Source organism: Microbacterium sp. NPDC077184 (genome assembly GCF_040687055.1).
GTDB lineage: Bacteria > Actinomycetota > Actinomycetes > Actinomycetales > Microbacteriaceae > Microbacterium.
Genome location: NZ_JBFBMM010000001.1, coordinates 311245 through 337347, shown reverse-complemented (window position 1 = coordinate 337347; position 26103 = coordinate 311245). Strand labels below are relative to the sequence as shown.

Sequence of the window (26103 nt, the reverse complement as noted above, 5' to 3'; positions counted from 1 at the left end):
CCGCGCGCGCCGCCCTCACGCCCCCGGATCGGAGGAGTTCGGCCCGCCGCCTCCGGCCGCCACCCGCCCCGCATCAGTAGTGCCAGGGGTACGGCGACCAGTCCGGGTCGCGTTTTTCGAGGAAGGAGTCGCGCCCCTCGACGGCCTCGTCGGTGCCGTAGGCCAGCCGCGTCGCCTCGCCGGCGAACACCTGCTGGCCGACCATCCCGTCGTCGACGGCGTTGAAGGCGAACTTCAGCATGCGGATCGCCGTCGGCGACTTCGTCAGGATCGTCCGCGCCATCGCGATCGCCTCCCGCTCGAGATCGGCGTGCGGAACCACACGGTTCACCGCGCCCATCTCGTACGCGCGCTCAGCGGAGTACTCCTCGGCGAGGAAGAAGACCTCGCGGGCGAACTTCTGCCCGATCTGGCGTGCGAAGTACGCGGACCCGTATCCGGCGTCGAACGAGCCGACGTCGGCATCCGTCTGCTTGAAGCGTCCGTGCTCGGCGCTCGCGATCGACATGTCGCACACGACATGCAGCGAGTGCCCTCCCCCGGCGGCCCAGCCCGGGATGACGGCGATGACGACCTTCGGCATGAACCGGATGAGCCGCTGCACCTCGAGGATGTGGAGGCGGCCGGCGCGCGCGGCATCCGGTGCCACCGCGTCATCGGCGGCGTAGGTGTAGCCGTCGCGGCCGCGGATGCGCTGATCGCCGCCCGAGCAGAACGCCCAGCCGCCGTCCTTCGGGCTCGGACCGTTTCCGGTGAGGAGGACGACCCCGATCTTCGGATCCTGACGTGCGATGTCGAGGGCGCGGAACAGCTCGTCGACGGTGTGCGGGCGGAAGGCGTTCCGCACCTCGGGACGGTCGAATGCGATGCGCGCGATGCGGCCGTCGAGCGACACGTGCGACGTGATGTCGGTGTATCCGCCGTCGGGGGCGCCGGGGGCCGGCATCCAGGAACTCTCGTCGAACAGGTCCGATACGCTCACCCGCCCAGACTACGCGCGCACCGATGCGCGCGGCCGGGCGGTCACTCCAGCGCGCGGTCGCGGTCTTCTCGGACCGACCAGCCCTGCGCCGCGTCGACCGCGTCGAACCCGCCTCGGGCGACGCGGAAGCCGACGTCGGGGTATCCCTCGCGCGGAGCGTCGCCGCGTCGGGTCGCCGCACGCGCGCTGCCGGCGTCATCGGCGAACGACCCGCCGCGGAGCACCCGCACCGCGCGATGCTGCGCCGGGTCGAAGAGATCCCAGCACCACTCCCAGACGTTCCCGAGCGTGTCGAAGAGACCGAAGAGGTTCGGATGCCGCGCCCCGACCTCTTGCGGTGCGCTGACCCCGTCGGCCGCCGTCCACGCGATTTCGCGAAGCGGTCCGTAGTGGGCGCCGGTGGATCCGGCGCGGCAGGCGTACTCCCACTCGGCCTCGGTGGGGAGCCGGTAGCCGTCGGAGTCGACATGCCACGTCACGTCTTCACCGTCGAACGTGTAGGCCGCGTCGAGCCCTTCCCACTCGGACAGGGCGTTGCAGAAACGGATCGCACGCAGCCAGCTCACCCCGACGGCGGGGCGGCGCGGGTGCGCCGCGGACTCGCCGATGACCTCCGCGAGCTGCTCCTCGGTGACGGGATACACGCCCAGCTCGAAGGCGTCGAGGGCGACGCGACGCCGGGGTCGCCCGCGGGCGGCGGCGAGGTCGATCGTTCCGGCGGGGATGCGCGCGAGCTCGACGTCGCTCACGCGGTCAGCCTCGCGTCAGGGTGCGCCGGCGTCGGCTCACGCCGCCGACCAGCCGCACATGCCGCACTCGCCGGCCGCCGAGACCTCGACGAAGCAGTTCGGGCACATCGCGCGCACGCGGTCGAAGTCCTGCGTGCGGCGCGGGGCGACGGTGCGCTCGGCGCGCGGCGCGGCCGGAGCACGGCGCGCGCGGACGGGGGCGGCGGCTGCGGGCGCGGGAGCCTTCACCGGCAGCGGCGGAACGTGCCGGATGCAGTAGAAGCGCACGAACCCGTCGTGGTTCTTCGGATGCCGGTGCTTGACCGCCCACAGCTCATCCCGCTCGCGCAGCGGCGAGTCGGTACCGCACGCGAAGCATTTGGTCGGCTCGCCGGGGATGACGTCGGAGACAAGAACCGGGATGTCGTACTCGAGTCCGTCCCGCCAATCGGCCGATGCGACGATCTTCATGAGTGCCTTCCGCTCTGCGCTCCCGGGGGCGAGCGCACCTTCCACGGTAAGCGACGATCCGCCCGCGCGGGTACCGGGGCACCGTCCCGGACTCGCTACGGTCGACGGGTGGGTGCGCGGCAGATCTCCGTGGAGACGGTCATCTCCGCGGACATGGATGCCGTCTGGACGGCGACGCAGGATCCGATCGCGCACGTGCGCTGGGATCTGCGGTTCTCGCGGATCGTCCCGACCGGGACGACGACGGACGGCGCGGTGACGTTCGACTGCATGCTCGCCGGCCCGGTGCCGCCGCACTTGCTCCCCCGTCGCCACGAGATACGCCCCTGAACCGGCGCTTTGCTGGATCGGCCGTGAAACCCTGGTGAGATCTGCGGTGTGTCGGCCCTCCCCGCGGCGTTTCGGGGCGATTTCTCCCGCGTTTTTCACAAGGGAACGCGGGAGACCGCATGGCTAGGGTGGGCGGCATGACCTCACCGAGGACTTCGGTCGCGGCCTCGACGGACCGCCGGCTGCACGCGATGGTCGCCGCGGTCATCGTGATCGCCGCGGTCGGGCTCGGCATCCTGTGGCTGGTGGTGGTGCCGATCGGCCCCGAGGCCTGCGCGTTGAGCATGCCCGGCCCGAGGCACTGCTTGAGCGACCGCGTGTCCGCCGCGCAGGAGGGAACCGCGGTGGTCGCCCTCTGCGCGATCGTCTCGGTCGCGCTGCCGCCGGTCGTGGCGCGATCGCGCCCCCGAGCGGCCCGCGTCATGGCCGGCGTCGGGCTGGTGCTCACCTCGGCGACCGCGGGCGGCGCCCTGTTCTCCTCCGCCTGGATCCCCGCCCCGGCCTTCGCCCACCTGACCTGACCGTTCATGTGTCGCGTGTTGCGGGTGCCGCGGCGTCCGCCCCGCAGGACGCGACAAGTGAACCGGGGGGATGCCGGACGCCTCGTCAAACGCTGGGGAGATTTGCGGCGTGTCGGGGCTCGCGGGGCCCGTTCTGGGCGATATCTCCCGCGTTTTTCACGCTGCGCGCGGCCCCGGCACGGGCCCCCGGCCGGGTCAGGCGTTCTTCGCGTCGCGCCAGCGGAGCCACGAGCGCACGACGTCGTAGTCCCACTCCGGACCCGAGAAACCGAGCGTGAACAACCGGGTCCCCGCGGCGTACAGAGCGTCGGCGTCGGCCTCGCTCCGGTCGCGCAGTTCGTTCGAGACGATGAGGCCCGAGGTGTCGCGCCCCTCCTTCTCGGACCACCGGGCGATGACGTCGAGCTTGTGCGCGACCTCGTCGGGCGCGACGAAGCTGTGCCAGATGTCGGCGTGGCGGGCGACGAGCCGGAGGGTCTTCTGCTCCCCCTTGCCGCCGATCATCACGGGGATCTCCCGCGTCGGGGTGGGGTTCAGCGCGGCCCAGCGCTTCTCGATCCGCGCGAGGCCCTCGGCGAGGTCGTCGAGGCGCGAGCCGGCGGTACCGAACTCGTATCCGTACTCCTCGTAGTCGCGCGCGAACCAGCCCGAGCCCGTTCCGAAGATGAAGCGTCCCGTACCGGTCCCGTGCGCGGAGATGTGGTCGATCGTCCGGGCCATGTCGGCCTGCAGGTCGGGGTTCCGGTACGAGTTGCAGTTCACGAGCGCCCCGAACTCGACCCGCTCGGTCTGCTCCGCCCACGCGGCGAGCATCGTCCACGACTCGAAGTGCGCACCGTCGGGTTCGCCGAACAGCGGGAAGAAGTGATCCCAGTTGAACAGGATGTCGACCCCCATCTCCTCCAGGCGTGCCACGGCATCGCGCAGCTGCGGGTAGGTGACGTGCTGGGGCTGAAGCTGCACGCCGAGGCGCACGGGGGTGTCGAGCTGAGGCATGCCGCAAGCCTAGAACGCGGACCGCGGGCTGGACCCGCGCGCGGGGCGATCTCGGCGGGTCACCGCGCGAGCATCGCCCCGCCGCGTCCGCGACGCGCTTTGAGGAAGGCATCGACGGTGTCCCATCCCGCGACCACGACGATCCCGAACCCGAAGATCACCGAGAGGATGCCGGCGACGTCGCCGCCCCTGTCCCCGATGACCGCGGGGAAGAACGCGGCATTCAACAGGCGCCCCTCGGCGAGGAGCCACCCCGCCACGGCGACGAACGCCGCGTTCAGGACGAGGTTCACCACGGCGAGAGCCGCGGTCCAGCGACCGGCGAGGTACACGACCATCGTGAGTGCGGCCTCCGCGACGGCGAGGACCACGAGTCCGATGAACCACGTGGGCCAGAGACCGGGGTCGAGGAAGGAGAGCCCCCGCTCGGACGGCACGAATCCGATTGCGAGGTCCCACAGCACGAGCCCGACTCCGAGGGCGAGGAAGACCAGCTGTCCCACCATGTCGCCGAAGCCCGCCCCGCGCTGATGCGGCTCGGGCAGCCGGTCGAGGGTCCACTCTCCGAATCCCGCGTCGGCGGGTCGCGGGACCGTACGCTCGAACAGCGCGAAGACCAGCACCGTCCAGAATCCGAGGTGCACGGTGACCTGGAGCAGCGTCACCACGACGGAACCGACGATCTCGCCGAAAGCCGCCCCGCTCAGGGTCTGCGCAAGCGCGACACCGAGGGCGGCGCACGGCAGCACGATCGCGAGCAGGAGCTTGAGCAGCCGCCACCACGAGAAGAAGTACCGCGGCCCGATGAGGAACGCGGGGCGATCGGCGTACTCCGCGGCGAGGCGGTCGGGGTCGCCGAGGGCGGTGAGGACGGCGCGCTCCGCCTCCGCCGGATCGACCCCGCCCTCGACGCGCGCCTCGATCTGGTCGGCGATCGAACTCCGCAACTCTGCGGAGAGATCATCCCGCTGCCGCTCGGGCACGCTCCGGACGGTGGCGTCGATGTACCTGTCGGTGAGAGTGACCTCGGTCATCTCAGTCCTCCTCGGGTAGGGCCGCGATCGACGATGCGATCGCCGCGAAATCTCTCGTGAGTGCGGCGGCCAGCCGCTCTCCGCTCACGGTGGTGCGGTAGAACTTCCGCGGTCGCGCCTCGTCGGTGTTCCAGACGCTCGTCAGGTGCCCCTGCTTCTCCAGCCGGCGCAGGAGCGGATAAAGGGTGTTCGCATCGGTGTCGAACCCTCGGGTCTGCAGGTCTTCGAGCAGGCCGTACCCGTACCCGTCGGCGCGCAGGAGGCGGAGGCATGCGAGCACGACCGTGCCCCGACGCAGTTCCTGCACGTGCGTCTCGAGCGCCTCGGTGTCATTCACGTTTCACACGTTACCGTGCAATACACACTATTGTCTATAGCGCATCGATGTTCGCCCGCCCTGTGTCAGGATGACGACGTGACGGCCATTCCCCCCCTCGCCGACCTCCTCGCCTCCGCCCACGTCGTGGCCCTGCCCCTCGCGACGCGCTTCCGCGGAATAGAGGTGCGCGAGGCCGTGCTCCTCGAAGGTCCCGAGGGTTGGACGGAGTTCTCCCCGTTCGTCGAGTACGACGACGCCGAGGCGGCGAACTGGCTCGCCGGCGCGATCGACTTCGGCTGGATGCCGGCGCCCCGGGCCCTCCGCACCGACATCCCCGTGAACGCCACCGTCCCCGCCGTCCGCGCCGAGCGGGTCGCGGAGGTCCTCGCCCGCTTCGACGGATGCCGCACCGCCAAGGTCAAGGTCGCCGAGGCCGGTCAGCGCCTGGGCGACGACGTCGCGCGGGTGCGGGCCGTCCGCGAGGCCCTCGGGCCGGAGGGCCGGATCCGCGTGGACGCGAACGCCGGCTGGAACGTCGACGAGGCCGAGCACGCCGTGCATGCGCTCGCCGAGTTCGACCTGGAGTACGTCGAACAGCCGTGCGCGAGCGTGGACGAGCTCGCGGAGCTGCGGCGCCGCATCCGCTACATGGACATCCCGATCGCCGCCGACGAGAGCGTCCGCAAGGCCGAGGATCCGATCGCGGTCGCACGGGCGGGCGCCGCCGACATCCTCGTGGTGAAGGCCCAGCCGCTCGGCGGCATCCGCCGCGCACTCGCGGTGATCGAGGAGGCGGGCCTTCCCGCCGTCGTCTCGAGCGCACTCGACACCTCCGTCGGGCTGTCGATGGGCGCGGCGCTGGCCGCCGCCCTCCCGGACCTCGACTTCGACTGCGGACTCGGCACCGCCTCACTCCTCACCGCGGATGTCGCGATTGCGCCTCTCCGTCCGAGCGGCGGCGTGATCCCCGCGGCCCGCGTGGCCGCCGATCCCGCGCTGCTCGCGCGCCACGCGGCTTCGCCGGAGCGCACCGCGTGGTGGCGGGCGCGCCTCACTCGGACCCACGCCGTCCTCGCGCAGGTCTGAGCCGCGTCAGACCGTCGGCCCAGCTTCGAGGAGCAGCTGCGCCACGCGCGCGACCTCCTCGTTGGAGCGACGGCAGAGCTCGTCCTGGTCGGCTCCGGCCATCACCGCACGCACCGATGCGCTCTCCCACGCCGTGATCAGCATCCGTGCGGCATGCTCCGGTTCCAGACGGAAGCGGAGCGCATCGCCGTCGGCGATCTCGGCGATGATCTGCGCGACGCCGGCGACCATCTCATCCTCCTGCGCGAGGTAGGCCGCGGCGAGTTCCGGCGAGCGCAGCGCGTGGATGCGGATCTCGCTCATGAGCAGCACACCGGCGCGGTCCTCATTCGAGGTGTCGACGATCCGCCCGACCACCTCGAGGGCCCGCCCGGAAGCCTCTGCGAGCACGCCCTCGCGCTGCAGCTCGGCCACGCGCTCCCGCACCACGCCCACGCGTTCGCGCGCCACTTCGCCGGCGAGATCGAGGAAGAGCTCTTCCTTCGTCTCGTAGTTCGAGTAGAAGGCACCTCGCGTGAACCCCGCGCGTTCGCAGATCGCCTCGACGGATGCCGCGTCCAGGCCCACCTCGGCGAACGTCTGCGCGGCGGCATCGCGGAGCTTCTGCCTGGTCGCCTCACGGCGGGGCGACGTGGTGGCGACATCCGTCATGGTTCCTCCGGTCTCGATCCTCACACGACGCACTCAGGTTGGCCCGGGGTGCAGCGCCCTACGATACACTCATGTATCCGATACAGCGCTGTATCGACATCCCGAGCTTTCACCCCCGAACCCGAAACCTGAACCCTGAGCCGGAGGCGCTGTGTCCACCGTTCTGTATGCCCTCGGGCGCTGGTCCTATCGTCACCCCTGGCGCGTCCTGGCGAGCTGGCTGCTGATCCTGGTCCTGAGCGGCGGGGGCGCCGTGCTGTTCAACCAGGGCACCGACAACTCCTTCTCGATCCCGGGAACGGAGGCCGAGGCGGGCCTCGAGCAGCTGAACCGCACCTTCCCGGAGGTGAGCGGCACGAGCGCGCAGATCGTGGTGGTCGCGGCCGAGGGTGACTCGATCGTGAACGAGCCCTACCGCGGCGCGATCGAGGATGCCGTGGCAGACCTCGGCGACCTCGATGGCGTGCTGGGTGTCACCGACCCGTTCGACGAGCTCGTCACCGGACTCGTGAACGAGGACGAGACCGCAGCGATCATCCGCCTCCAGTTCGAGGGCCAGGCCACCGAGGTCTCCGTGGAATCGACCCGGGCCCTCGAGCAGATCTCCGACGACCTCGCCGCCGCGCTCCCCGACGGCTCGCAGGTCGCCCTCGGCGGCGACCTCTTCGCCACCTCCGTGCCCGGACTCACCATCACCGAGGTCGTCGGCGTCATCATCGCCCTCCTCGTGCTGATGGTGACCTTCCGCTCGTTCCTCGTCGCGGGCCTGCCGCTTGCGACCGCGATCATCGGCGTCGGCATCTCGATGGCCCTGATCCTCCTGGCGACCCTCGTCGCGACCGTGTCGTCGACCACCCCGCTCCTCGCCCTCATGCTGGGTCTCGCGGTGGGCATCGACTACGCCCTGTTCATCGTCGCCCGGCACCAGGACCAGGTGCGCGCCGGCATGGACCCGGAGGAGTCCGTCGCGCGCGCCACGGGCACCGCCGGATCCGCGGTCGTCTTCGCCGGCGTCACGGTGCTCATCGCCCTCATCGGCCTGTCGTTCGCCAACATCCCCTTCCTCACGACGATGGGCATCGCGGCATCCGTCGCCGTCGCCATCGCCGTCGCGGTCGCCATCACCCTCACCCCCGCCCTCCTCGGTTTCGTCCGCGGGCGGGTCGTCGGGTGGAAGCGACGGACGCCGCGCCGCACGCGTCGCGTGCACAAGACGAACCGGTGGGTGATGACCGTCACCCGGCATCCGCTCGTCACGACGATCGCGGTGGTCCTGGGTCTCGGCATCCTCGCCATCCCGTCGACGAGCCTCGCCCTCGCCCTCCCGAACGGCGGCGTGCAGCCGGAGGGCACCGCCGTCCGCGAGAGCTACGATCTCGCCGCCGAGGAGTTCGGCCCCGGCTTCAACGGACCGCTCATCATGACGGGCACGATCGTCACCTCCACCGACCCGCTCGGGCTGATGGAGGATCTCGCCGCCGAGGTCGAGAAGGTGCCCGGCGTGAAGGAGGTCGCCCTCGCCACCCCGAACGCGACCGCCGACACGGGCATCATCCAGATCGTCCCCACGACCGCACCCGACGACCCGGCGACCGCCGACCTGGTCCGCGCCCTCCGCGACCTGGCCCCCGAGCTCGCCGACGAATACGGCGTCGATCTCGTCGTCACCGGCTTCACCGCCGTCGCGATCGACATCTCCGACCGCCTCGGCGCCGCGCTCCTCCCCTTCGGGATCTTCGTGGTCGGGCTGTCGTTCATTCTGCTGATGATCGTGTTCCGCTCCATCGCGGTGCCGCTGACGGCCGCCCTCGGCTACCTGCTGTCGGTCGTCGCCGCGTTCGGCATCGTCGCGGCGGTCTTCGAGTGGGGCTGGTTCGCCGATCTCCTCCACGTCGGCCGCGTGGGCCCGGTCATCAGCTTCATGCCGATCATCCTCATGGGTGTGCTCTTCGGGCTCGCCATGGACTACCAGGTCTTCCTCGTCTCCCGGATGCGGGAGGACTACGTCCACGCCCTCCGCGCGCGCCGCGGCCGCGCTCCCCGCGAGACCGCGATCGGCGCGGTGCGCTCCGGCTTCACCGCCTCCGCGCGCGTGGTGACCGCCGCGGCGCTGATCATGTTCGCCGTCTTCGCCGCGTTCGTCCCGGAGGGCGACTCGTCGATCAAGCCGATCGCTCTGGGACTCGCCGCCGGCATCGCGCTCGATGCGTTCGTGGTGCGGATGACGCTGATCCCGGCGCTCATGACCCTGCTCGGCGACAAGGCGTGGTGGATGCCGCGCTGGCTCGACCGGATCCTCCCGCACTTCGACATCGAGGGCGAGGCCGTCGAGCGCGAGCTCTCGCTCACCGACTGGCCGGAGCGAAACACCACCGCCACGGTGGTCGCCGACGGTCTCGGCGTCGCGGATGACGGTCGCCCCGTCTACACCGGCGCGAGCTTCCGCCTCGAGCCCGGCGAGGACCTCGTCGTGACCGCGGAGGCCCCGATCACCGCTCGGGCGTTGCTCCTCACCGTCGCCGGACGTCTCGCCCCGACGGACGGACGCCTCCGGGTGGCCGGCCACCTGCTCCCCGAGCGGGCGGCATGGGTCCGCGCCCACGTCGGCGTCGCCCTCCTCCGCGACGCGGAGGATCCGGTGGGCGAGATCGCCCGCGCCATGCGGGGACGCACCTCCGTGGTCGTCATCGACGGCCTCGATTCCCTGCCCCCGGGCCCGCACCTCGACCGGGTCGCCGCGCTGCTGCGCGACGCCGCCGGCATCTCCTTCGTGATCTCGGCGCGCGACACCCGCTTCGCCACGGCGCTCCTGAACGACGCCGGTCGCCGCGGAGCCACGATCCTCGACCTCTCGTCCGCCGGTTCCACCGCCCGCACGGCACCGCGCGATCTGAACGGAGTCCTCGCATGACCCTGCCCCTCGAACGCGCCCGCTCCCGCAGGCCCGTCACCTGGCTGACCGTCATCGGCGTCATGCTGCTGCCGGTCGTGATCGGCGGCATCCTCGTCGCCGCGCTCTACAACCCCACCGAGCGGCTCGACGCCATCACCGCCGCGGTCGTCAACGACGACGAACCGGTCACGATCGACGACCAGCTCGTCCCGCTCGGTCGCCAGCTGACGTCGGGACTTGTCGAGGGCTCGGATGAGCTCGACAGCAACCTCACCTGGGTCATCACGAACGACGAGGACGCCGCGTCCGGGCTCGTCGACGGCGAGTATGCCGCGGTCATCACGATCCCCGAGAACTTCTCCGCCGCCGCCACGTCGACCCAGCCGGGCGAGACGCCGCAGCGCGCGGTGATCGAGGTGCAGACGCCGCCGGACAGCCGTCTCGTCGACGACGCGATCACCGCCCAGGTCGCCCAGGCCGCCGCGGCGGCGACCGGCCAGCAGCTGTCGGAGATCTACCTCGAGAACGTCTTCCTCGGCTTCACGACGCTCGGCGACCAGCTGGGCGATGCCGCCGACGGCGCCGGAGAGCTCGCCGACGGTGCGGGCGACGCCGCCGACGGCGCGATCTCCCTCGCCGACGGCATCGCCGAGCTCGCGAGCGGCGCCGGCCAGCTGGCCGGGGCGGCGAACCAGATCGGTGGCGGGGCCTCCGAGATCGCGACCGGCGCGGGCGGCCTCGCCGACGGCGCCGGACAGCTCGCGAACGGCGCCGCGCTCTCGGCATCCGGCCTGCAGGAGCTCTCGACCGGCGCGAGCGATCTCGCCGCCGGGATGGTCCCGCTGAACAACGGGCTGACGCAGATTGCCGACGGGATCGCCGCGTCTCCGCAGCTGCCGTCGGAGGTCGTGGACGCGGCGAACCAGCTCGCGGCCAACAGCGCCGCCATCCAGCAGACGCTCGAGGCGAGTGTCGCGGAGCTGGAGCAGGCCGCGGCCGACTGCGCGGCATCCGGAACCGCGCCGGAGATCTGCGCGGCGCTGGACCAGGCGTCCCTCCGCGCGCAGGAAGCCCTCCCCGAAGCGATCGCGATCCTCGGGCAGTCCGACCAGATCGCCGCCGGTGTCGAGGGCATCGCGGCCCTCCCCCAGGTCGGGGCGAGCCTGCAGCAGATCGCCGGCGGATACGGGGCCATCACCGGCGGCATCAACGACCTCGCCGCCGGCGCGAACGACGCCGCGGGCGGACTCCAGCAGCTCTCGGGCGGCGCCCAGGAGCTCTCGTCCGGCGCCGGTGCGCTCGCCTCGGGAGCGGACACCTTCGCATCCGGCGCGAACGAGTGGGCCTACGGCGCGCAGACGTGGGCCGCGGGTGCGCGCACGGCAGCCACCGGAGCGGGTGACCTCGGCGACGGCGTCGGCCAGCTCGCCGACGGAACCGACACCCTGGCATCGGGTCTCGCCGAGGCAGCCGATGCCCTGCCCAGCTACACCGACAGCGAGGCGACCGATCTGGCCTCCGTGGTCGCCGACCCGGTCAGCGCGGAGGGCACCGGCACGTCGCTGTTCGGTGCCGCCGCGGTGCCTCTCCTGGCGACGCTCGCCCTGTGGTTCGGCGGTGTCGGCACGTTCATCGCCCTTCAGGCGGTGTCGCGTCGCGCGCTGACCTCTCGCGCACCCTCGGCGCTCCTCGCCGGACGCCAGTTCCTCCCGGCCGCCGGGATCGGCGCGGTGCAGGGCTTCCTGGTCGCCACGGTCGTCCAGACCGCCGCCTCGTACACGTGGGGCGAGTGGGCGGTGTTCGCGGGCGTGTGCGTCGTCGCCGGCATCGCCTTCGCCGCGGTCAACCAGGCCCTCGTCGCCGTCTTCGGGGGCGCCGGTCGCTGGGTCGCCGCGCTCGTGGGCGTCCTCGCCGTCGCCACCGGCATCGTCTCGACGATCCCGGGAGTGCTGGCGGATGTCGCGAGCCTCCTCCCGACGGCTCCCGCTTACGCCGCGATGCTGTCGGCCCTCACCCCCGCCGAGGGCCTCGGTGCCGGGATCGCGGGTCTGGTGATCTGGGCGGTCCTCGCCTTCACCGCCAGCACCCTCGCCGTGGTCCGCAAGCGCACCACATCCGCCCGCGCGGTCCTCGCCGAGGCGTAGCCCGCACGCGCTGAACGAGAAGAGGGCCCCGGGCGTCACGCTCGGGGCCCTCTCTCCTTCACCCGTAGGCTCCGCTCATGGACGAACACCGCGATGCGACCCGCACCGCCTACGACTCCCTCGCGGTCGCCTACGCATCGGCTCTGCCCGATCTGTCCTACGAGGCTCCGCTCGATCGCGCGATGATCGCTGAGGTCACGCGTGACCTCCCGGAGGGAGCGTCGCTCCTCGACGCCGGCTGCGGCACGGGCCGTCTCCTCGCACACCTGCGCGAGCAGCGCCCGACGCTCCGCCTCGTCGGCGTCGATCTCTCGGACGGGATGCTGGCAGAGGCCTCGCGGGCGACCTCCGACGTCGAGCTTGTGCGCGCCGATCTGGCCGCCCTCCCGTTCGAGGATGCCCGTTTCGACGCGGTGGTCGCGTGGTACTCCGTGATCCACACGCCGACCGACGGTTTGGATGAGATCTTCCGTGAGCTCGCGCGGGTGTCGATCCCGGGCGCCGTCATCCTCGTCGCGTTCCAGGTGGGGTCAGGCGAACGAACCGTTCGTCGGGCCTACGGTCGCGAGGTGTCCCTGACCGCGCACCTTCACGGGCCGTCGGACGTCGAATCCGTGCTGGACAGTGTCGGCTTCCAGCGGGAGACGAGCCTCATCCGCGCCCCATGGGCGACCGAGACGCACCGCCAGGCGATCCTGCTGTCGCGCAAGCGGACCAGCTGACGCCAGAACTCAGCTGAGGCCGGAGTAGGCGTGCAGGCCCTTGAAGAACATGTTCACGATCGTGAAGTTGAACAGCACGGCGGTGAAGCCGATGATCGACAGCCACGCCGACCGCGAGCCGCGCCAACCGCGGGTCGCACGGGCGTGGATGTAGCCGGCGTAAAGGACCCAGATGACGAAGGTCCAGACTTCCTTCGTGTCGAAGCCCCAGTAGCGGCCCCACGCGTCGTTGGCCCAGATGGACCCGGCGATGAGCGTGAAGGTCCAGAAGATGAACCCGACGATCGCGAACCGGTAGGCGAGGGACTCCAGCGCGTCCGCGCTCGGGAGCGTCCGAAGGAAGCGCGGCCCGGTCGACACGGCTCCGTCCGAGCCCACGGCACCGACCGCGGCGATCGCGCGACGCTCGCGCCGACCCTGCATGAGCTGCAGCACCGACAGGCCGAAGGCGAGGGCGAACAGCGCGGTCGCGAGGGTGGCGACGAAGACGTGGATGACGAGCCACACGCTCTTCAGCGGATCGGCGAGCGGGACGACCTCGACGTAGAACGACAGCGTCGCGCCGCCGAGGAGCAGCACCGTCATCCCGGTGATGAGGGAACCGAGGAAGCGCAGGTCGAAACGGAAGAGCACCGTGAGGTACACCGCAACGATGAGGAGGGTACCGGTGAGGGCGAACTCGTACATGTTCGACCACGGCACGCGCTCGGCGGCGACGCCGCGCCCGATGGTGGCGGCGAGGTGGAAGAGGAACCCGATGACGGTGAGCACGGTCCCGAGACGCGCCCACAGCTGCTTGGTCCGCGCCGAGACGGGAGCGTTCAGCGCCTTCTCGGCCGCCTGCTGGCTCTCCCGCACCTGCGCGAGGGTCTCCCCACCGGATGCCGCACCCGCCGACGCGGACGCCACACCGGCGCCGACGAGCTCACGCGCGCGTTCGCTCTCGCGGACGCGCGCGTCCTGCATCTCGATCGCGACGGCCGAGCGGCGCGCGAGGTCGATCGCGTACGCGATGAAGGCCAGGGCGTAGACGGCGATCGCCGTCCACACGAGGAGCACCGAGATCGAGTCGAGAGCGAGGGCGTCGGGCATGGTTCCCAGTCTACGTGCGGGTCGGAGCACCCTCTCCGGCGGAGAGGGACTGCCCGTGGGTGTCGGCGAACTGGTCCACGGCCTGGTTCAGACCGGGGTCCTCGCCGCGGGCGAGGCCGGCGTACTGCACGGTGACGCGGTCGCCGTCGATGGTCGCCTTCACCCACATGCGCCGGCGCGGGACGAACAGGGCGGCGAGCAGCCCGCCGGTGGCGAGCATCGCGAAGATCAGCACCCACGTCGCCGCGGCATCCCGGTGGATCGAGAGCGACACGTACCGCTTGACGGACTCCTCGTACCCCACCGCGTCCTCGGGCGCCTCGGATTCGAAGGTGACCGATCCCCGGCCGCCCGGGAGCTCGGCGGTCTGCCCCGGCGCGAGCTCGAGGGTCGGCGCCTCCGCCCCGGCGTCGCGACCGGCGATCGGGGTCATGTCCGACGGGTCGAGGGTGTACACCGAGCGGGGGGTGCCGTCGTCGATCCCGAGATCACCCTCGTAGACCTCGAGCGTCACGACGGGGTTGATCAGTGCGGGGTAGCTGGAGGTGAACGCGCCCGAAGCCAGCTGCACCTGGGTCGGATAGAAGAAGCCGACCATGCCGAGCTGCTCCGGCATCCCGTCGGGCACCTTGATGACCCCGAGCGAGGTCATGAAGCTGTCCTGCGGCAGGAACGGCACCGGCTCGGAGAAGACGACGTCGCCCTCGCCGTTGCGGATCGTGATGGTCGGCGCGTAACCGTTGCCCATCAGGTAGATCCGGTCGCCGTCGATGTCGAGCGGCTCGTTGACGCGCACTTCCGCGGGCTGGGTGGCCTCCCCCGGACGCTCGGTGGTGAGGTTCGCGACGAAGTCGCCAGCCTGACCCGCGCCCGGCTCGCCGAGCGGCTGATAGGTGACGTCGAAACGGTCGAGCGTGAGCGCGTAAGGGGCGAGCGCCTCCTCGTCGACGAACCGGCCGGGGTTGAACGAGGTGTAGTCGAGGAGTGTGTTGACGAACGAGCGGCCCTCGATGATGACCGTCTGCCCGGTATAGGTGAAGCCCCCGCCGAGGCCGACAGCGATCAAGACGCCGACGAGCGCGCCGTGGAAGACGAGGTTGCCGGTTTCGCGCAGGTAGCCACGCTCGGCCGAGACCGACACACTCCCCCGTGCGTCGTTCCGTTCGACGCGGTAGCCTGCGCGCCGCAGCTGACGCGTGGCGCTGTCGACGGCCGCCTCGGCGCGGGCCGCGGCATCCGTTCCCTCGGGCACCTCGATGGTCTCGGACCGGAACGCCGCCAGACGCTCCAAGCGCGCGGGCGTGCGCGGCGGGCGAGAGCGGAGCGCCTTCCAGTGATGCTTCGTGCGCGGAATGACGCAACCGATGAGCGAGATGAACAGCAGGATGTAGATCGCCGAGAACCACGGCGACGTGTACACGTCGAACAGGCTCAGGTCGTCCAGGATCGGGGCGAGATCCGGGTTGTCGGCGAAGTACTGCGTGACGCCGTTGGGGTCGGCCCCGCGCTGCGGCACCAGCGAACCCGGGACCGCGGCGATGGCGAGGAGGAGGAGGAGGAGCAGGGCCGTCCGCATCGACGTGAGCTGTCGCCAGCCCCAGCGGAGCCACCCGACGACGCCGAGACGCGGCTGGGTGATGTCGTCACCGTCGGATGCCGCGCTGTCGGCGTGGTCCGAGGGGCGACCCTCGAGCGTCTCGCGACGGCCGTCGAGGTCGGCGCCGTCGAGGTCAGATCGGGAGCGGGACACTGAGGAACACCCCCTGTAGCTGCGCCATGAGCGCGGTCCAGACCCCGGTCACCATGAGCAGGCCGAGGACGATGAGCAGGCCGCCGCCGAGGAGGTTCACGGTGCGGATGTGACGGCGGAGGAACGACACCGACCGCGTCGCCCAGCCGAAGCCGAGGGCCAGCAGCACGAACGGGATGCCGAGCCCGAGCGAATAGGCGAGGCCGAGCACCGCGCCGCGCGCGACCGAGCCGGAGTCGAACGACATCCCGAGGATCACCGCGAGGGTCGGCCCGATGCAGGGCGTCCACCCGATGCCGAGCGCGATCCCGAGGAGCGGCGCCCCCGCGAGTCCCACTCCCCCGCGCACCTGCGGACGCAGTGTGCGCTGGGCCATCCCGAACACGCCGATGAAGACGAGTCCGAGGGCGATGATGACGACGCCGAGGATGCGGGTGATGACGTCCTGGTACTCAATGAGGAAGCGCCCGAGCGTGCCGCCGAGCATCGCGATGCTGACGAAGACCAGCGTGAATCCGGCGATGAAGAGCACCACGCCCCACAGCAGCCGCCCGCGCGAGCCGTCGGCCTCGGGGGTGACCGTGCCGGGCGATCCCGCCGCTTCGGCGCCGGGCGCGGCATGGGTCGCGGCATCTGTCGCTCCGGAGCCCGTGCCGACGGCGATCCGGGCCCGCGGACGCGGGGCGACGGCGCCGCCGAGGAAGCCGAGGTACCCCGGCACGAGCGGGAGGACGCAGGGCGAGAGGAACGAGACGAGCCCGGCGAGGACGGCGATCGGAATCGCGAGCAGCAGGGTGCCGTCGGCGACGATCGCGGCGATGTTCACGCTTCGTCCCGGGTGTCGCGGACGAGGGTCTCGAGGATCGACGCGTCGCTGATCTGTCCGATGAGGCGCGCGGCGACCCGGCCGTCACGATCGAGGACGAGGGTGACCGGCACCGCGTTCAGCGGCGTCTCGCCCGCGAACGCGAGTTTGATGGAGCCGTCGACGGTGGTGAGCGCGCTCGGGTACTCGATGCCGTAGGTCTCGGCGAAGGCCTGGGACGCCTCGGCGCCGTCGTAGAGGTTCACGCCGAGGAAGTCGACGCCGTCGTCGCGGAAGCTCTCGTGCACCTCGGCGAGCTCGGGGGCCTCGACCCGGCACGGCGCGCAGGCGGCGTACCAGAAGTTCACGACGAGCACGTCGCCCGCGTAGTCGGCGCTCGTCGCGGTCTCGCCGTTGTCGAGCACCGCCTCGAACTCGATCGGGTTGGTCCGTTCGGCCTCGGGGATCTCGACGACGCGGAATCCGTCGGCGGCGATGAAGCCCTTGTTGTCACCCTCGCGGTACTGCTCGGCCAGGGGATCGCTCGTGCAGGCGGCGAGTCCCGCCGCGAGCGTCAGGGCGAGAACGGATGCCGCCGCCCGCCGCCACCGGTTCGTCGTCATCACACCGCTCCCACATCGACCGCGCCCGCGGTGGACGCGGGCTCGGCGTACGACACCTCGGTCCACTGTCCGGGACCGCCTTCGAAACTCGTCACGCTCGACAGCGCGCAGCGTCGCCGCCGCGGATCGTGCCGGAGCGGCTCGCCCTCCACCCACAGGTGGGTGATCCAGATCGGCAGCTGGTGGGAGACGATCACCACGTCGCCGCCGTCGGCGTCGTTCCAGGCATCCGTCATCGCCGCGTCCATGCGGGAGACGACCTTCGCATACGGCTCGCCCCACGACGGCAGGGCGGGACGGCTGAGGTGCCGCCAGTTCAGCGGGTTCATCATCGCCCGCTTCATGCGGCGGCCCTCGAAGACGTTGGTCGGCTCGATCACGCGCTCATCGACGCGCGGCGCGATTCCGAAGGTCGCGGTGAACGGCTCCGCCGACTCGCGGGTGCGCTGCAGCGGCGAGCAGACCAGCGTCGTCACGGGGCGGTCGAGCTCCTTCACCCAGGCCGCGGCATCCGCCGCCATGCGGCGTCCGTCCTCGCTCAGGCCGAATCCGGGAAGGCGACCGTAGAGCACGCGCCCGGGATTGAAGACCTCCCCGTGGCGTACGAGATGGAGGCGTTCGGCGGGCACGCGTCCAGTCTACGTCGGCGTGTTCTGGGGGTCGCCTGAGCGGACGGCATCCGTGCGCCTCTGGAGACCCCGCTCGACGAAGAGGAGTGCGACGACCGCCGCGGCACCGACCAGCGCGAGGAGGATGGGGCCGGCGACCGGGTCATACGGGACGACCAGCTCGCCGACGCCGTGGTCCTCGCCGGGCGGGAGCGCCTGCCAGGGCCAGAGGGCGCGGAGCGAGCCGAGCATGAGGCCGGCCATCGCGAGCAGTGTGAAGCGGCGGTAGTTCTCCAACATCCACTTCATGACGCGGACGATCGTCACAAGGCCCACGAGCGCGCCCAGCGCGAACACGGCGAGGTACCCCCAGTCGCGGTCGGCCACGGCGCGCAGCGTCGGCGAGTACAGCCCGATCGCGAGGAGGAAGAAGGATCCCGAGACACCGGGGACGACGAGCGCGCACACGGCGATCGCGGCGGCGATGAACACCAGCCAGACCGGGGGGTCGACCACGAGCCCCCCGCCGGCGAAGTCGATCGAGGCGTAAGCGACGAAGGCGGAGCCGAGGAACACGATGATGCCGCGTGCGTGCGAAGCGACCGTGCGCCGGACCCGTGGGATCAGCTGCAGCGGCACGACGATGCTCGCCGCGACGAGGCCGAAGAAGAGACCGCGCGACAGCTCGGCATTCCCCGAGACGAAGGCTTCGACGAACCCGGCGAGGGTCAGCACCGTCGCCGCCATACCGCCGACGACGGGGATGATGAGCCACAGGTCGACCGCGCGCATCTCGGCGACGAACCCGGCGCGACGGTCGGGTCCGAAGACGAGCCGCTTCACCGCCGACACGACGTGCGCGGCGGCGTCGATGAGGCGCTCGTAGACGCCGGTGATGAGCGCGACGGTTCCGCCGGAGATCCCCGGGATCAGCTCCGCCATCCCGATGAGCGCACCGCGGAGGGCGTTCAGCAGGACAGTGGGGAGGGCGACCAGGAAGGAAGGGGAGGTCCGAGGCGGCGTCGCAGCAGGCGTCGTCATGCGTCCAGGGTACGGCCTGCGCCTGCGCGGACCGGGCGCGCGGCATCCGCACACGTAGACTGTGGCCTCGTGAGTGAACGCGTTCTGGTCAAGCAGCTGCAGTCGCGGGCCGATGGCCCGGTGTCCGTGTCGGGATGGGTCGAGACCGTCCGCGACCAGAAGAAGGTGCAGTTCGTCATCCTGCGCGATGAGACCGGCGCCGTACAGCTGGTCAATCCGGCGACGCGGCCGGCCGAGGACGGCACTGAACAGGATGCCGCAGCTCTCGCCCTCACCGACATCATCTCGAACCTCGCGACGGGGACCTTCCTCACCGTCCAGGGCGAGCTCAAGCACGATGAGCGCGTGAAGCTCGGCGGCGTCGAGATCAAGATCGGCGGACTCGACATCGCCGCCGCGGCCCTCCCCGAGACCCCGATCGCGGCCGACTCGGGCCTGGACAAGCGCATGGACTGGCGCTTCCTCGACCTGCGTCAGCGTCGCAACAACCTCATCTTCCGCGTGCAGACGACTCTCGAGCACGCGATGCGCTCGTATTGGATCGAGCGCGACTACATCGAGGTACACTCCCCCAAGCTCATGGCGAGCCCCTCGGAGTCCAACGCCGAGCTGTTCGAGGTGCCCTACTTCGAGGAGAAGACGGCCTACCTCGCGCAGAGCCCGCAGTTCTTCAAGCAGATGGCGCAGGTCGCCGGCTTCGGGAAGATCTTCGAGATCGCCCCCGCCTTCCGCGCGGACCCCTCGTTCACCTCGCGTCACGCGACGGAGTTCACCTCCATCGACGCCGAGATCAGCTGGGTCGAGTCGCACGAGGACGTCGCGCGCATGCAGGAGGAGCTCCTGCAGACCGCCATCCGCGCGGTGAAGGACAAGCACGGCGACGAGATCCAGGAGCTCTTCGGGCTCGAGGTCGTCGTCCCCGAGGTCCCCTTCCCCCGCATCCCCCTCGCCGAGGCGCGCGAGATCGTCGCCGCCCGCGGGTACGACATCCCGCGCACCGACGGCGACCTCGACCCCGAGGGCGAGCGCCAGATCGCCGCGCACGTGCAGGAGACCTTCGGTCACCAGTTCGTCTTCATCACCGACTACCACCCCGAGATCCGCGCGTTCTACCACATGCGCGACGAGGAGACCGGGCTGACGAAGTCGTACGACCTGCTCTTCAACGGCGTCGAGATCACCACGGGCGCGCAGCGCGAGCACCGCGTGGACGTCCTCATCGAGCAGGCCAAGGAGAAGGGTCTCGACCCCGAGCACCTGGACTTCTACCTCGACTTCTTCCGCTATGGCGCCCCGCCGCACGGCGGATTCGGCATGGGCCTCGCCCGCGTGCTGATGCTGCTGCTGGGCCAGGACTCGATCCGCGAGGTCACCTACCTCTTCCGCGGACCGACGCGCCTCGCGCCCTGACGCCCGCCGGGCGGACGCCGGTCAGCCGGCGTCTTCGAGGGCGGCGCGCAGGCGGTCCGGCGAGACGCGCCAGTGCGCGTGGAGGCGATCATCGATCAGCACGACGGGGATCTTCTCCCACCACTGCGCGTAGAGCGCGGGATCGTCGTGGATCGACAGTTCGACGATCTCGACGTCGTTCTCATCGAGGTCGGAGACGACGGTCTCGACGACCTCCCGCGCCACGTCGCAGAGGTGGCAGTCGGGCTTGCCGATGAGGGTGACAGTGGTCACGGCCGGTCGAGGGGGTAGCCCTCTGCGGCCCACCCGTTGGTGCCGCCCTCGACGTTGGTCGCGTCGTGGCCCCGTGCCTCCAGCGCCTCCACGACCCGCGCGGAGCGTCCGCCCATCGCGCAGATGACGTCGAAGGGACCTTCCGGCAGCTCGTCGAGATGCTCCCCGATCGTCGACATCGGCAGGTTCACCGCGCCGGGGACGTGACCTGCGGCGTATTCGTCGGTCTCGCGGACGTCGATGAGCGGGGTGTCGACCCGCTCGCGCAGCTGCTGGACGGTGATGGATTTCATCGTGTGCTCCCGGAGAGACAGAGGACGCGGGCGACAGGAACGTGCTGAGGGGACAGACACGAAGCGCCCCACTGATGGCGGATGCCGATCGGGGGCGCTTGGTGCGATGCCGCTTACTTCTTGTTGCGGCGCTGGTGGCGAGTCTTCCGAAGCAGCTTGCGGTGCTTCTTCTTCGCCATGCGCTTGCGGCGCTTCTTGATGACTGAACCCACGGGAAACCTCACTAAGTCAGGGGTCTGGACGTGTGTCGATCACGTCCGGGAACGGGCAGATGGAAAAATGCCTCGGATCAGTCTAGCCGACGTCGGCGATCGGCCGCTGCAAGGCCTCTGTGACCGCGGCCTCGGGCACGCGATACGAGCGTCCGAAGCGCACGGCGGGCAACTCCCCCGAGTGGACGAGTCGATACACCGTCATCTTCGATACGCGCATGATGTCCGCGACTTCGGCGACGGTGAGAAAGCGCACGTCGGGCATGTCCGCCATCACCGATTCCCTTTCCCCAGGATTGTTCACCACACTCTAGGGGCTGGGTGGGACGCGTGTAAACACGCGTGACCCGTGTGACGCGAGGGCGCGGGAAGCGCTCAGCGACCGTTCCGCTTCCACCACGCGTTCTCCCACGCGTGCTTGGCGGATGCCGCCGCTCGACCGACCACGTCGGCGGCGTGCGCGGCCGAATCCGGGAGTCCGGCGACGGTCTCCTCATCGGCGGCGGCGACGTCGTCCAGGAACGGCACGAGCCACTCGTCGACCTCGTCCAGCGGACCGGCGGACAGGCTGTAGAAGCGGTGCTGCCCCTCTTCGCGAACGGACACCAGGTGCGCCTCACGCAGCACCTTGAGGTGCTTGGACACCGTCGGCTGGCTCGCGCCGAGCTCCTGCACGATCTGCGAGACGCTCGTCCCGCGCTCGCCCGCACTCGAGCGATCGAGCAGAATCTGCAGGATGTCGCGGCGCGTGCCGTCCGCGATCACGTCGAAGATGTCCGCCATGACCCCAGCGTAGTCGCGCCCCGGGGCGGAGTACCATGACGCACGGCCGAACGTCGGAAGGGGCGGTGGATGGCGAAGAGATCGTCGGGCTCCGGCGGCACCCGGACGCCGCTGACCCTTCGGCGCCTGTGGGACGGATTCCGCCACCTGACGACCTCCTCGCCCTCCCGCTTCGCCGTCCTCGTCTTCGCCTCGCTGATCCTGCTCTTCACGGGCCTGCTCTCGCTCCCGGCCGCCACGACCACCGGTCAGTCCGCGCCACTGGTCGACGCCGTGTTCATGGCCGTCTCCACGATCTGCGTGACCGGCCTCACGACCGTCGACGTCGCGACCTTCTTCTCCCCCCTGGGGAAGGTCTTCATCTTCATCGGTGTGAACATCGGCGGCATGGGCGTGCTGACCCTCGCCTCGATCCTCGGCCTCGTGATCTCCAAGCGCCTCGGACTCCGCGCGAAGCTCATCGCCGCGAGCGACAGCAACCCGCTGCGGACCCACGGCGGACCGGTGAACGAGGGACAGACGGTGCGCCTCGGCGAGGTGGGTCAACTCCTGCGCACGGTCGCGCTGTCGACGCTCCTGATCGAGCTGATCCTCGCGGTCCTTCTCTACCCGTCCCTGATCTTCGCCGGGATCGCGCCGCTCGATGCCCTGTGGGAGGCGCCGTTCTACGCGGCGATGGCGTTCACCAACACCGGATTCACCCCGAATCCGGGAGGCCTCGTGCCGTTCGCCGACGACTATTTCCTCCTCACCGTCCTCATGGCCGGCGTGTTCCTCGGCAGCATCGGCTTCCCCGTCATCTACGCCCTGTGGAAGAACGTGTGGCACGTCCGCCTGTGGCCGCTGCACACGAAGCTCACGCTCATCACGACCGTCGCGCTGTTCTTCGCCGGCGCGGCCGCGTTCCTCGCTCTGGAGTACAACAACCCCGCCACGTTCGGCTCGATGAATGCCGGAGACACCACCTTCCAGGCGTTCTTCCTCTCCGCCATGACACGCTCCGGCGGGTTCTCCGTCGTCGAGGTCGGCGAACTCTACGGCTCTTCGCTCGTCGTGGGGAGCATGCTGATGTTCGTCGGCGGCGGATCGGCTTCCACCGCCGGAGGCATCAAGGTGACGACCCTCGCCGTCCTCGCTCTCGCGGTGCTGTCGGAGGCGAAGGGCCGTCCCTCCGTGCAGGCGTTCGGTCGCCGTATCCCGAGCGACGTCCAGCGCGTCGCGCTCTCGGTCGTCGCGTGGGGCGCGACGATCGTGGCGCTGTCGACGATCATCGTGGCCCAGATCAGTCAGGAGCCGGTCTCCGACGTGCTCTTCGACGTCATCTCCGCCTTCGGCACCGTGGGCCTGTCGACGGGCCTGACGGCGTCGGCGCCCGAGGCCGCGCAATACGTCCTGGCCGCGACCATCTTCATGGGTCGCATTGGTACAGTGACACTCGCCGCGGCGGTGGCCGCGACGAGTCGTTCGCAGCTGTACTCGCTGCCCGTGGAGAGGCCCATCGTTGGTTGAGCGGATCAGAAGCGACGCCCCCGTCCTCGTGATCGGCCTGGGGCGCTTCGGCGCCGCCTGCGCCGGCGAGCTCGACCGACTCGAGCGCGAGGTGCTCGCGATCGACGAGAGCCTCGAACTCGTGCAGAAGTGGTCGGACCGGGTCACCCACACCGTCCAGGCCGACGCGCGCAACATCGACGCACTCAAACAGATCGGTGCGCAGGATTTCCAGGTCGCCGTGGTTGCGGTCGGATCCCTCATCGAGGCATCCGTCCTCATCACAGCCAACCTCGTCGACCTCAAGGTCCCGCAGATCTGGGCGAAGGCGGTCTCCCAGTCGCACGGCAAGATCCTCGCCCGCGTGGGCGCGAACCACGTCATCTATCCCGAGCGCGAGGCCGGCGAGCGCGTCGCGCACCTCGTGAGCGGACGGATGCTGGACTTCATCCGCTTCGACGACGATTTCGTGCTGGCCAAGATGTACCCGCCGAAGTTCATCCGCGGCGTCGGCCTGAACGAGTCCGGCGTCCGCACGAAGTACCACGTCACCGTGGTCGGCGTGAAGAGCCCGGGCCGGCCGTTCCGCTACGCCGAAGCGAACACGGTGGTCACCAACCACGACCTCATCATCGTGTCGGGCACGAACTCCGACATCGAGCGCTTCGCCGCCCTCGACCGCTGAGCGGACGGCGTCAGCGCAACTGCGCGAAGGCCTCCACCTGGGCGGTGGGCCCGACGATGAGGATGGTGTCGCCGTCGTTCACGACGGTCTGGTTGTCGGCGTTCCGCCACTGCTCCTCGAGGGTCCTGTACGCCGTGATCGTGATGCCGTGGGACTTCCGGATGCCGGTCTGCCCGAGCGGGATTCCGCGGATGATCTGCGGGGGCGCGATCTTGGCCATGGCGTAGCCGCGCTCGACCTCGAGGTAGTCCATCGCGGCGCCCCGGACGAGATGCGCCACGCGGCGCCCCATGTCCTTCTCCGGGAAGATCACGTGGTGCACACCCAACTGCTCGAGGATGCGTCCGTGCTGCTCGCCGATGGCTTTGGCCCAGATGACGGGGACGTTCAGGTGCAGCAGGACCGACGCGGTCAGGATCGACGCTTGGACGTCGTCGCCGATCGCCACGACGACGCGGTCGAACTGATCGACCGCGAGCTGACGGAGCACTTCCTCCTTCGTCGCGTCGGCGCGCACGACCTGGGTCAGCGTGCCGTTGAACGACTGGACGATCTCTTCGTTCGCATCGATGCCGAGGACCTCGGTGCCGGACGCCATGAGCTCCTCGGCGAGGGCGCTGCCGAATCGGCCGAGACCGATCACCGCGACCGAGTCGGCCTCCGCGATGCGTCGGGACTTCTCGGAGAACACAGAGAACTTAGCCAATGGCGGGCCTCTCCTTCGGGAGTTCGTAGAGGATTCGACGCTGCTTCAGGGCGAGCGCGGAGCCCAGGGTGAGCGGGCCGATCCGGCCGAGGAACATGAGCGCGGCGAGGATGACCTCGGCGGCCGGCGGCAACTCGTAGGTGATGCCGGTCGACAGACCCACCGTGCCGAACGCCGACACCGCCTCGAAGAGCACCCGGTCGAAGGGGTAGCCGGTGACGAGCATGAGCGCGATGGTCGCCGCCATCACCGCTCCCATCGCCATAAGGACGACGGCGATCGCCTGGCGGTGCACCGCGCGCGACAGGCGCTTGCCGAAGATGTTCACGGCGCCCTCGCCGCGGAGCTCGGTGATGAGGATGAACAGCAGCACCGCGAACGTGGTGACCTTGATGCCACCCGCGGTGCCCGCGGGGCCGCCGCCGATGAACATCAGCACGTCCATGCCGACCCAGGTCTCGTCGCGCATCTGCCCGATGTCGACCGAGTTGAAGCCGGCGGTGCGGGTCTGCACCGAATGGAAGAAGCCGATCAGGATTCGGGAGGCCGGGTCGTAGGCGCCGAGGGTGGCGGGGTTGTCCCATTCGAGCACGGTGATGTACACCGAGCCGCCGAGGAGCAGCATCACCGTCATCACGAGGACCAGGCGGGTGTTCATCGTCCACCGCCGCGGCACCCGCCACTCCGTGCGCAGCTGCATGATGACCGGGAAACCGAGGCCGCCGAGGATGATCGCGGCGCAGATGGGGAGGCAGATCCACGGGTCGGCCGCGAAGGGGATGAGGTTGTCGCTGAACAGGGCGAACCCGGCGTTGTTGAACGACGACACCGCGTGGAAGAGCCCGTTCCATGCCGCTCGCAGCGGATCGAATCCGTACCCCCAGGCGAAGCGGGCGGTGAGCAGCACCGCGACGACCGCCTCGATCAGCAGGGAGATGGTCAGGATGCCACGCACGACGCGACGGACATCGGCCGATCCGACGGCATCCGTCTCCGCCGCGGTGTTCAGTCGCGAGCGGACGCTGACCCGGCGCACGATCACGAGCCCGATGAGAGTCGCGAACACCATGATGCCGAGGCCGCCGAGCTGAATGAGGACCAGGATGACGGCGAGACCGAACCCGCTCCAATGCGTGGCGGTGTCGAGGGTCACGAGGCCGGTGACGCAGACGGCCGAGACCGCGGTGAACAGCGCGTCGACCAGGTCGGTCGGGCGGCGGTCGGCGGCGGAGATCGGGAGGGCGAGGAGCGCGGTCCCGACGAGGACGGCGGAGGCGAAGCCGAAGACGACGGCCTGGGCGGGATGCAGTCGGAGAACGCGCCGCCGGCGCGTGCCGGCGACGACGCGAGGAAGCACGATCGAGAACACTACGCCTGTTTCCGCCGCGCGCAAGAGGCGATGCGCGCGGAGGTCGCGTGCGCGGTAACAACTCTTGCGACGATCGAACTGTGAGCGA

Annotated in this window: 29 protein-coding genes; 9 read left to right on the top strand and 20 right to left on the bottom strand. The window is 70.3% G+C overall.

Annotated elements, in window-relative coordinates:
- Window positions 1–73: 73 nt before the first annotated feature.
- From AB0O93_RS01535 to AB0O93_RS01525, 3 genes are read right to left on the bottom strand one after another with little or no spacing between them, the layout of a single operon-like run.
- Window positions 74–982 (bottom strand): 1,4-dihydroxy-2-naphthoyl-CoA synthase, encoded by a 909-nt coding sequence (locus AB0O93_RS01535; protein WP_363339845.1) that lies wholly within the window; start codon window positions 980–982, stop codon window positions 74–76.
- Window positions 983–1023: 41 nt separating this feature from the next.
- A complete protein-coding gene (locus tag AB0O93_RS01530) occupies window positions 1024–1731 on the bottom strand; it encodes an SUMF1/EgtB/PvdO family nonheme iron enzyme (RefSeq protein ID WP_363339843.1) in 708 nt (235 codons plus the stop codon).
- Between the two features lie 36 nt (window positions 1732–1767).
- On the bottom strand, window positions 1768–2181 hold the full coding sequence (locus AB0O93_RS01525; RefSeq protein WP_363339841.1) for a glucose-6-phosphate dehydrogenase: 414 nt from the start codon (window positions 2179–2181) through the stop codon (window positions 1768–1770).
- A 108-nt stretch (window positions 2182–2289) separates the two neighbouring features.
- On the opposite strand from AB0O93_RS01525, the gene AB0O93_RS01520 reads away from it, so the two are divergent.
- Window positions 2290–2511 (top strand): hypothetical protein, encoded by a 222-nt coding sequence (locus tag AB0O93_RS01520; protein ID WP_363339839.1) that lies wholly within the window; start codon window positions 2290–2292, stop codon window positions 2509–2511.
- Between the two features lie 137 nt (window positions 2512–2648).
- The gene (locus AB0O93_RS01515) at window positions 2649–3032 is read left to right on the top strand and encodes a hypothetical protein (protein WP_363339837.1); all 384 of its coding nucleotides are present in this window, start codon (window positions 2649–2651) and stop codon (window positions 3030–3032) included.
- 195 nt (window positions 3033–3227) lie between these two features.
- Here AB0O93_RS01515 and AB0O93_RS01510 read toward each other — a convergent pair whose 3' ends face one another.
- Genes AB0O93_RS01510 through AB0O93_RS01500 form a run of 3 tightly spaced genes read right to left on the bottom strand, consistent with a single transcriptional unit; the run spans window position 3228 to window position 5399 of the window.
- Window positions 3228–4028 (bottom strand): LLM class F420-dependent oxidoreductase, encoded by an 801-nt coding sequence (locus AB0O93_RS01510; RefSeq protein WP_363339835.1) that lies wholly within the window; start codon window positions 4026–4028, stop codon window positions 3228–3230.
- 59 nt (window positions 4029–4087) lie between these two features.
- Entirely contained in the window at window positions 4088–5062 is a 975-nt protein-coding gene (locus tag AB0O93_RS01505; RefSeq protein WP_363339833.1) for a permease prefix domain 1-containing protein, read from the bottom strand.
- Between the two features lies 1 nt (window position 5063).
- Entirely contained in the window at window positions 5064–5399 is a 336-nt protein-coding gene (locus tag AB0O93_RS01500) for a helix-turn-helix transcriptional regulator (RefSeq protein ID WP_363339831.1), read from the bottom strand.
- 78 nt (window positions 5400–5477) lie between these two features.
- Here AB0O93_RS01500 and AB0O93_RS01495 point away from each other — a divergent pair, with 78 nt between their 5' ends.
- Window positions 5478–6467, top strand: coding sequence for an o-succinylbenzoate synthase (locus tag AB0O93_RS01495; RefSeq protein ID WP_363339829.1), 990 nt, complete (start codon window positions 5478–5480; stop codon window positions 6465–6467).
- A gap of 6 nt (window positions 6468–6473) precedes the next feature.
- On the opposite strand, the gene AB0O93_RS01490 is transcribed toward AB0O93_RS01495, so the two are convergent.
- Complete coding sequence (locus tag AB0O93_RS01490; RefSeq protein ID WP_363339827.1) at window positions 6474–7118, bottom strand: helix-turn-helix domain-containing protein; 645 nt, start codon at window positions 7116–7118, stop codon at window positions 6474–6476.
- A 151-nt stretch (window positions 7119–7269) separates the two neighbouring features.
- Here AB0O93_RS01490 and AB0O93_RS01485 point away from each other — a divergent pair, with 151 nt between their 5' ends.
- The 3 genes from AB0O93_RS01485 to AB0O93_RS01475 all read left to right on the top strand — a co-directional run bounded on the left by AB0O93_RS01485 (window position 7270) and on the right by AB0O93_RS01475 (window position 12877).
- Window positions 7270–10029, top strand: coding sequence for an MMPL family transporter (locus AB0O93_RS01485; RefSeq protein ID WP_363339825.1), 2760 nt, complete (start codon window positions 7270–7272; stop codon window positions 10027–10029).
- Window positions 10026–12155, top strand: a complete 2130-nt coding sequence (locus tag AB0O93_RS01480; RefSeq protein ID WP_363339823.1) for a YhgE/Pip family protein — start codon at window positions 10026–10028, stop codon at window positions 12153–12155. Before AB0O93_RS01485 ends, AB0O93_RS01480 begins: the two co-directional genes overlap by 4 nt.
- 77 nt (window positions 12156–12232) lie before the next feature.
- Complete coding sequence (locus AB0O93_RS01475) at window positions 12233–12877, top strand: methyltransferase domain-containing protein (RefSeq protein ID WP_363339822.1); 645 nt, start codon at window positions 12233–12235, stop codon at window positions 12875–12877.
- Between the two features lie 9 nt (window positions 12878–12886).
- On the opposite strand, the gene ccsB is transcribed toward AB0O93_RS01475, so the two are convergent.
- The 6 genes from ccsB to AB0O93_RS01445 are packed head-to-tail and all read right to left on the bottom strand — an operon-like array spanning window position 12887 to window position 18796.
- Window positions 12887–13969, bottom strand: a complete 1083-nt coding sequence (gene ccsB, locus AB0O93_RS01470) for a c-type cytochrome biogenesis protein CcsB (RefSeq protein WP_363339820.1) — start codon at window positions 13967–13969, stop codon at window positions 12887–12889.
- Window positions 13970–13979: 10 nt separating this feature from the next.
- Entirely contained in the window at window positions 13980–15719 is a 1740-nt protein-coding gene (locus AB0O93_RS01465) for a cytochrome c biogenesis protein ResB (RefSeq protein WP_363339818.1), read from the bottom strand.
- Window positions 15700–16545: a cytochrome c biogenesis protein CcdA gene (locus AB0O93_RS01460; RefSeq protein WP_363339816.1), complete on the bottom strand. Its 846-nt coding sequence runs from the start codon at window positions 16543–16545 to the stop codon at window positions 15700–15702. Before AB0O93_RS01460 ends, AB0O93_RS01465 begins: the two co-directional genes overlap by 20 nt.
- Window positions 16542–17147, bottom strand: coding sequence for a TlpA disulfide reductase family protein (locus AB0O93_RS01455; RefSeq protein ID WP_053548166.1), 606 nt, complete (start codon window positions 17145–17147; stop codon window positions 16542–16544). The genes AB0O93_RS01460 and AB0O93_RS01455 overlap by 4 nt, the downstream gene beginning before the upstream one ends.
- Window positions 17147–17776 carry a histidine phosphatase family protein gene (locus AB0O93_RS01450; protein ID WP_363339814.1) on the bottom strand — a complete coding sequence of 210 codons (630 nt, stop codon included), beginning with the start codon at window positions 17774–17776 and terminating at the stop codon, window positions 17147–17149. Before AB0O93_RS01450 ends, AB0O93_RS01455 begins: the two co-directional genes overlap by 1 nt.
- A 9-nt stretch (window positions 17777–17785) precedes the next feature.
- Entirely contained in the window at window positions 17786–18796 is a 1011-nt protein-coding gene (locus AB0O93_RS01445) for a DUF368 domain-containing protein (protein ID WP_363339812.1), read from the bottom strand.
- Window positions 18797–18865: 69 nt separating this feature from the next.
- Here AB0O93_RS01445 and aspS point away from each other — a divergent pair, with 69 nt between their 5' ends.
- A complete protein-coding gene (gene aspS, locus AB0O93_RS01440) occupies window positions 18866–20206 on the top strand; it encodes an aspartate--tRNA(Asn) ligase (protein WP_363339810.1) in 1341 nt (446 codons plus the stop codon).
- A gap of 21 nt (window positions 20207–20227) precedes the next feature.
- Here the strand turns inward: aspS and AB0O93_RS01435 are convergent, their stop codons facing one another.
- The 5 genes from AB0O93_RS01435 to AB0O93_RS01415 form a co-directional block, all read right to left on the bottom strand.
- The gene (locus tag AB0O93_RS01435) at window positions 20228–20479 is read right to left on the bottom strand and encodes a glutaredoxin family protein (protein ID WP_363339808.1); all 252 of its coding nucleotides are present in this window, start codon (window positions 20477–20479) and stop codon (window positions 20228–20230) included.
- Window positions 20476–20772: a rhodanese-like domain-containing protein gene (locus tag AB0O93_RS01430; RefSeq protein ID WP_363339806.1), complete on the bottom strand. Its 297-nt coding sequence runs from the start codon at window positions 20770–20772 to the stop codon at window positions 20476–20478. Before AB0O93_RS01430 ends, AB0O93_RS01435 begins: the two co-directional genes overlap by 4 nt.
- A gap of 113 nt (window positions 20773–20885) precedes the next feature.
- Entirely contained in the window at window positions 20886–20984 is a 99-nt protein-coding gene (locus AB0O93_RS01425) for an AURKAIP1/COX24 domain-containing protein (RefSeq protein WP_003792170.1), read from the bottom strand.
- Window positions 20985–21066: 82 nt separating this feature from the next.
- Entirely contained in the window at window positions 21067–21258 is a 192-nt protein-coding gene (locus AB0O93_RS01420) for a helix-turn-helix domain-containing protein (protein ID WP_053548174.1), read from the bottom strand.
- Between the two features lie 101 nt (window positions 21259–21359).
- Window positions 21360–21767, bottom strand: a complete 408-nt coding sequence (locus AB0O93_RS01415; RefSeq protein ID WP_363339804.1) for a metalloregulator ArsR/SmtB family transcription factor — start codon at window positions 21765–21767, stop codon at window positions 21360–21362.
- Between the two features lie 69 nt (window positions 21768–21836).
- On the opposite strand from AB0O93_RS01415, the gene AB0O93_RS01410 reads away from it, so the two are divergent.
- Entirely contained in the window at window positions 21837–23276 is a 1440-nt protein-coding gene (locus AB0O93_RS01410; RefSeq protein ID WP_363339802.1) for a potassium transporter TrkG, read from the top strand.
- Window positions 23269–23940, top strand: a complete 672-nt coding sequence (locus AB0O93_RS01405; RefSeq protein WP_053548177.1) for a TrkA family potassium uptake protein — start codon at window positions 23269–23271, stop codon at window positions 23938–23940. Before AB0O93_RS01410 ends, AB0O93_RS01405 begins: the two co-directional genes overlap by 8 nt.
- Window positions 23941–23950: 10 nt before the next feature.
- Here the strand turns inward: AB0O93_RS01405 and AB0O93_RS01400 are convergent, their stop codons facing one another.
- Window positions 23951–24646: a TrkA family potassium uptake protein gene (locus tag AB0O93_RS01400; RefSeq protein WP_363339799.1), complete on the bottom strand. Its 696-nt coding sequence runs from the start codon at window positions 24644–24646 to the stop codon at window positions 23951–23953.
- Entirely contained in the window at window positions 24639–26003 is a 1365-nt protein-coding gene (locus AB0O93_RS01395; protein WP_363339797.1) for a potassium transporter TrkG, read from the bottom strand. Before AB0O93_RS01395 ends, AB0O93_RS01400 begins: the two co-directional genes overlap by 8 nt.
- Between the last annotated feature and the right edge of the window lie 100 nt (window positions 26004–26103).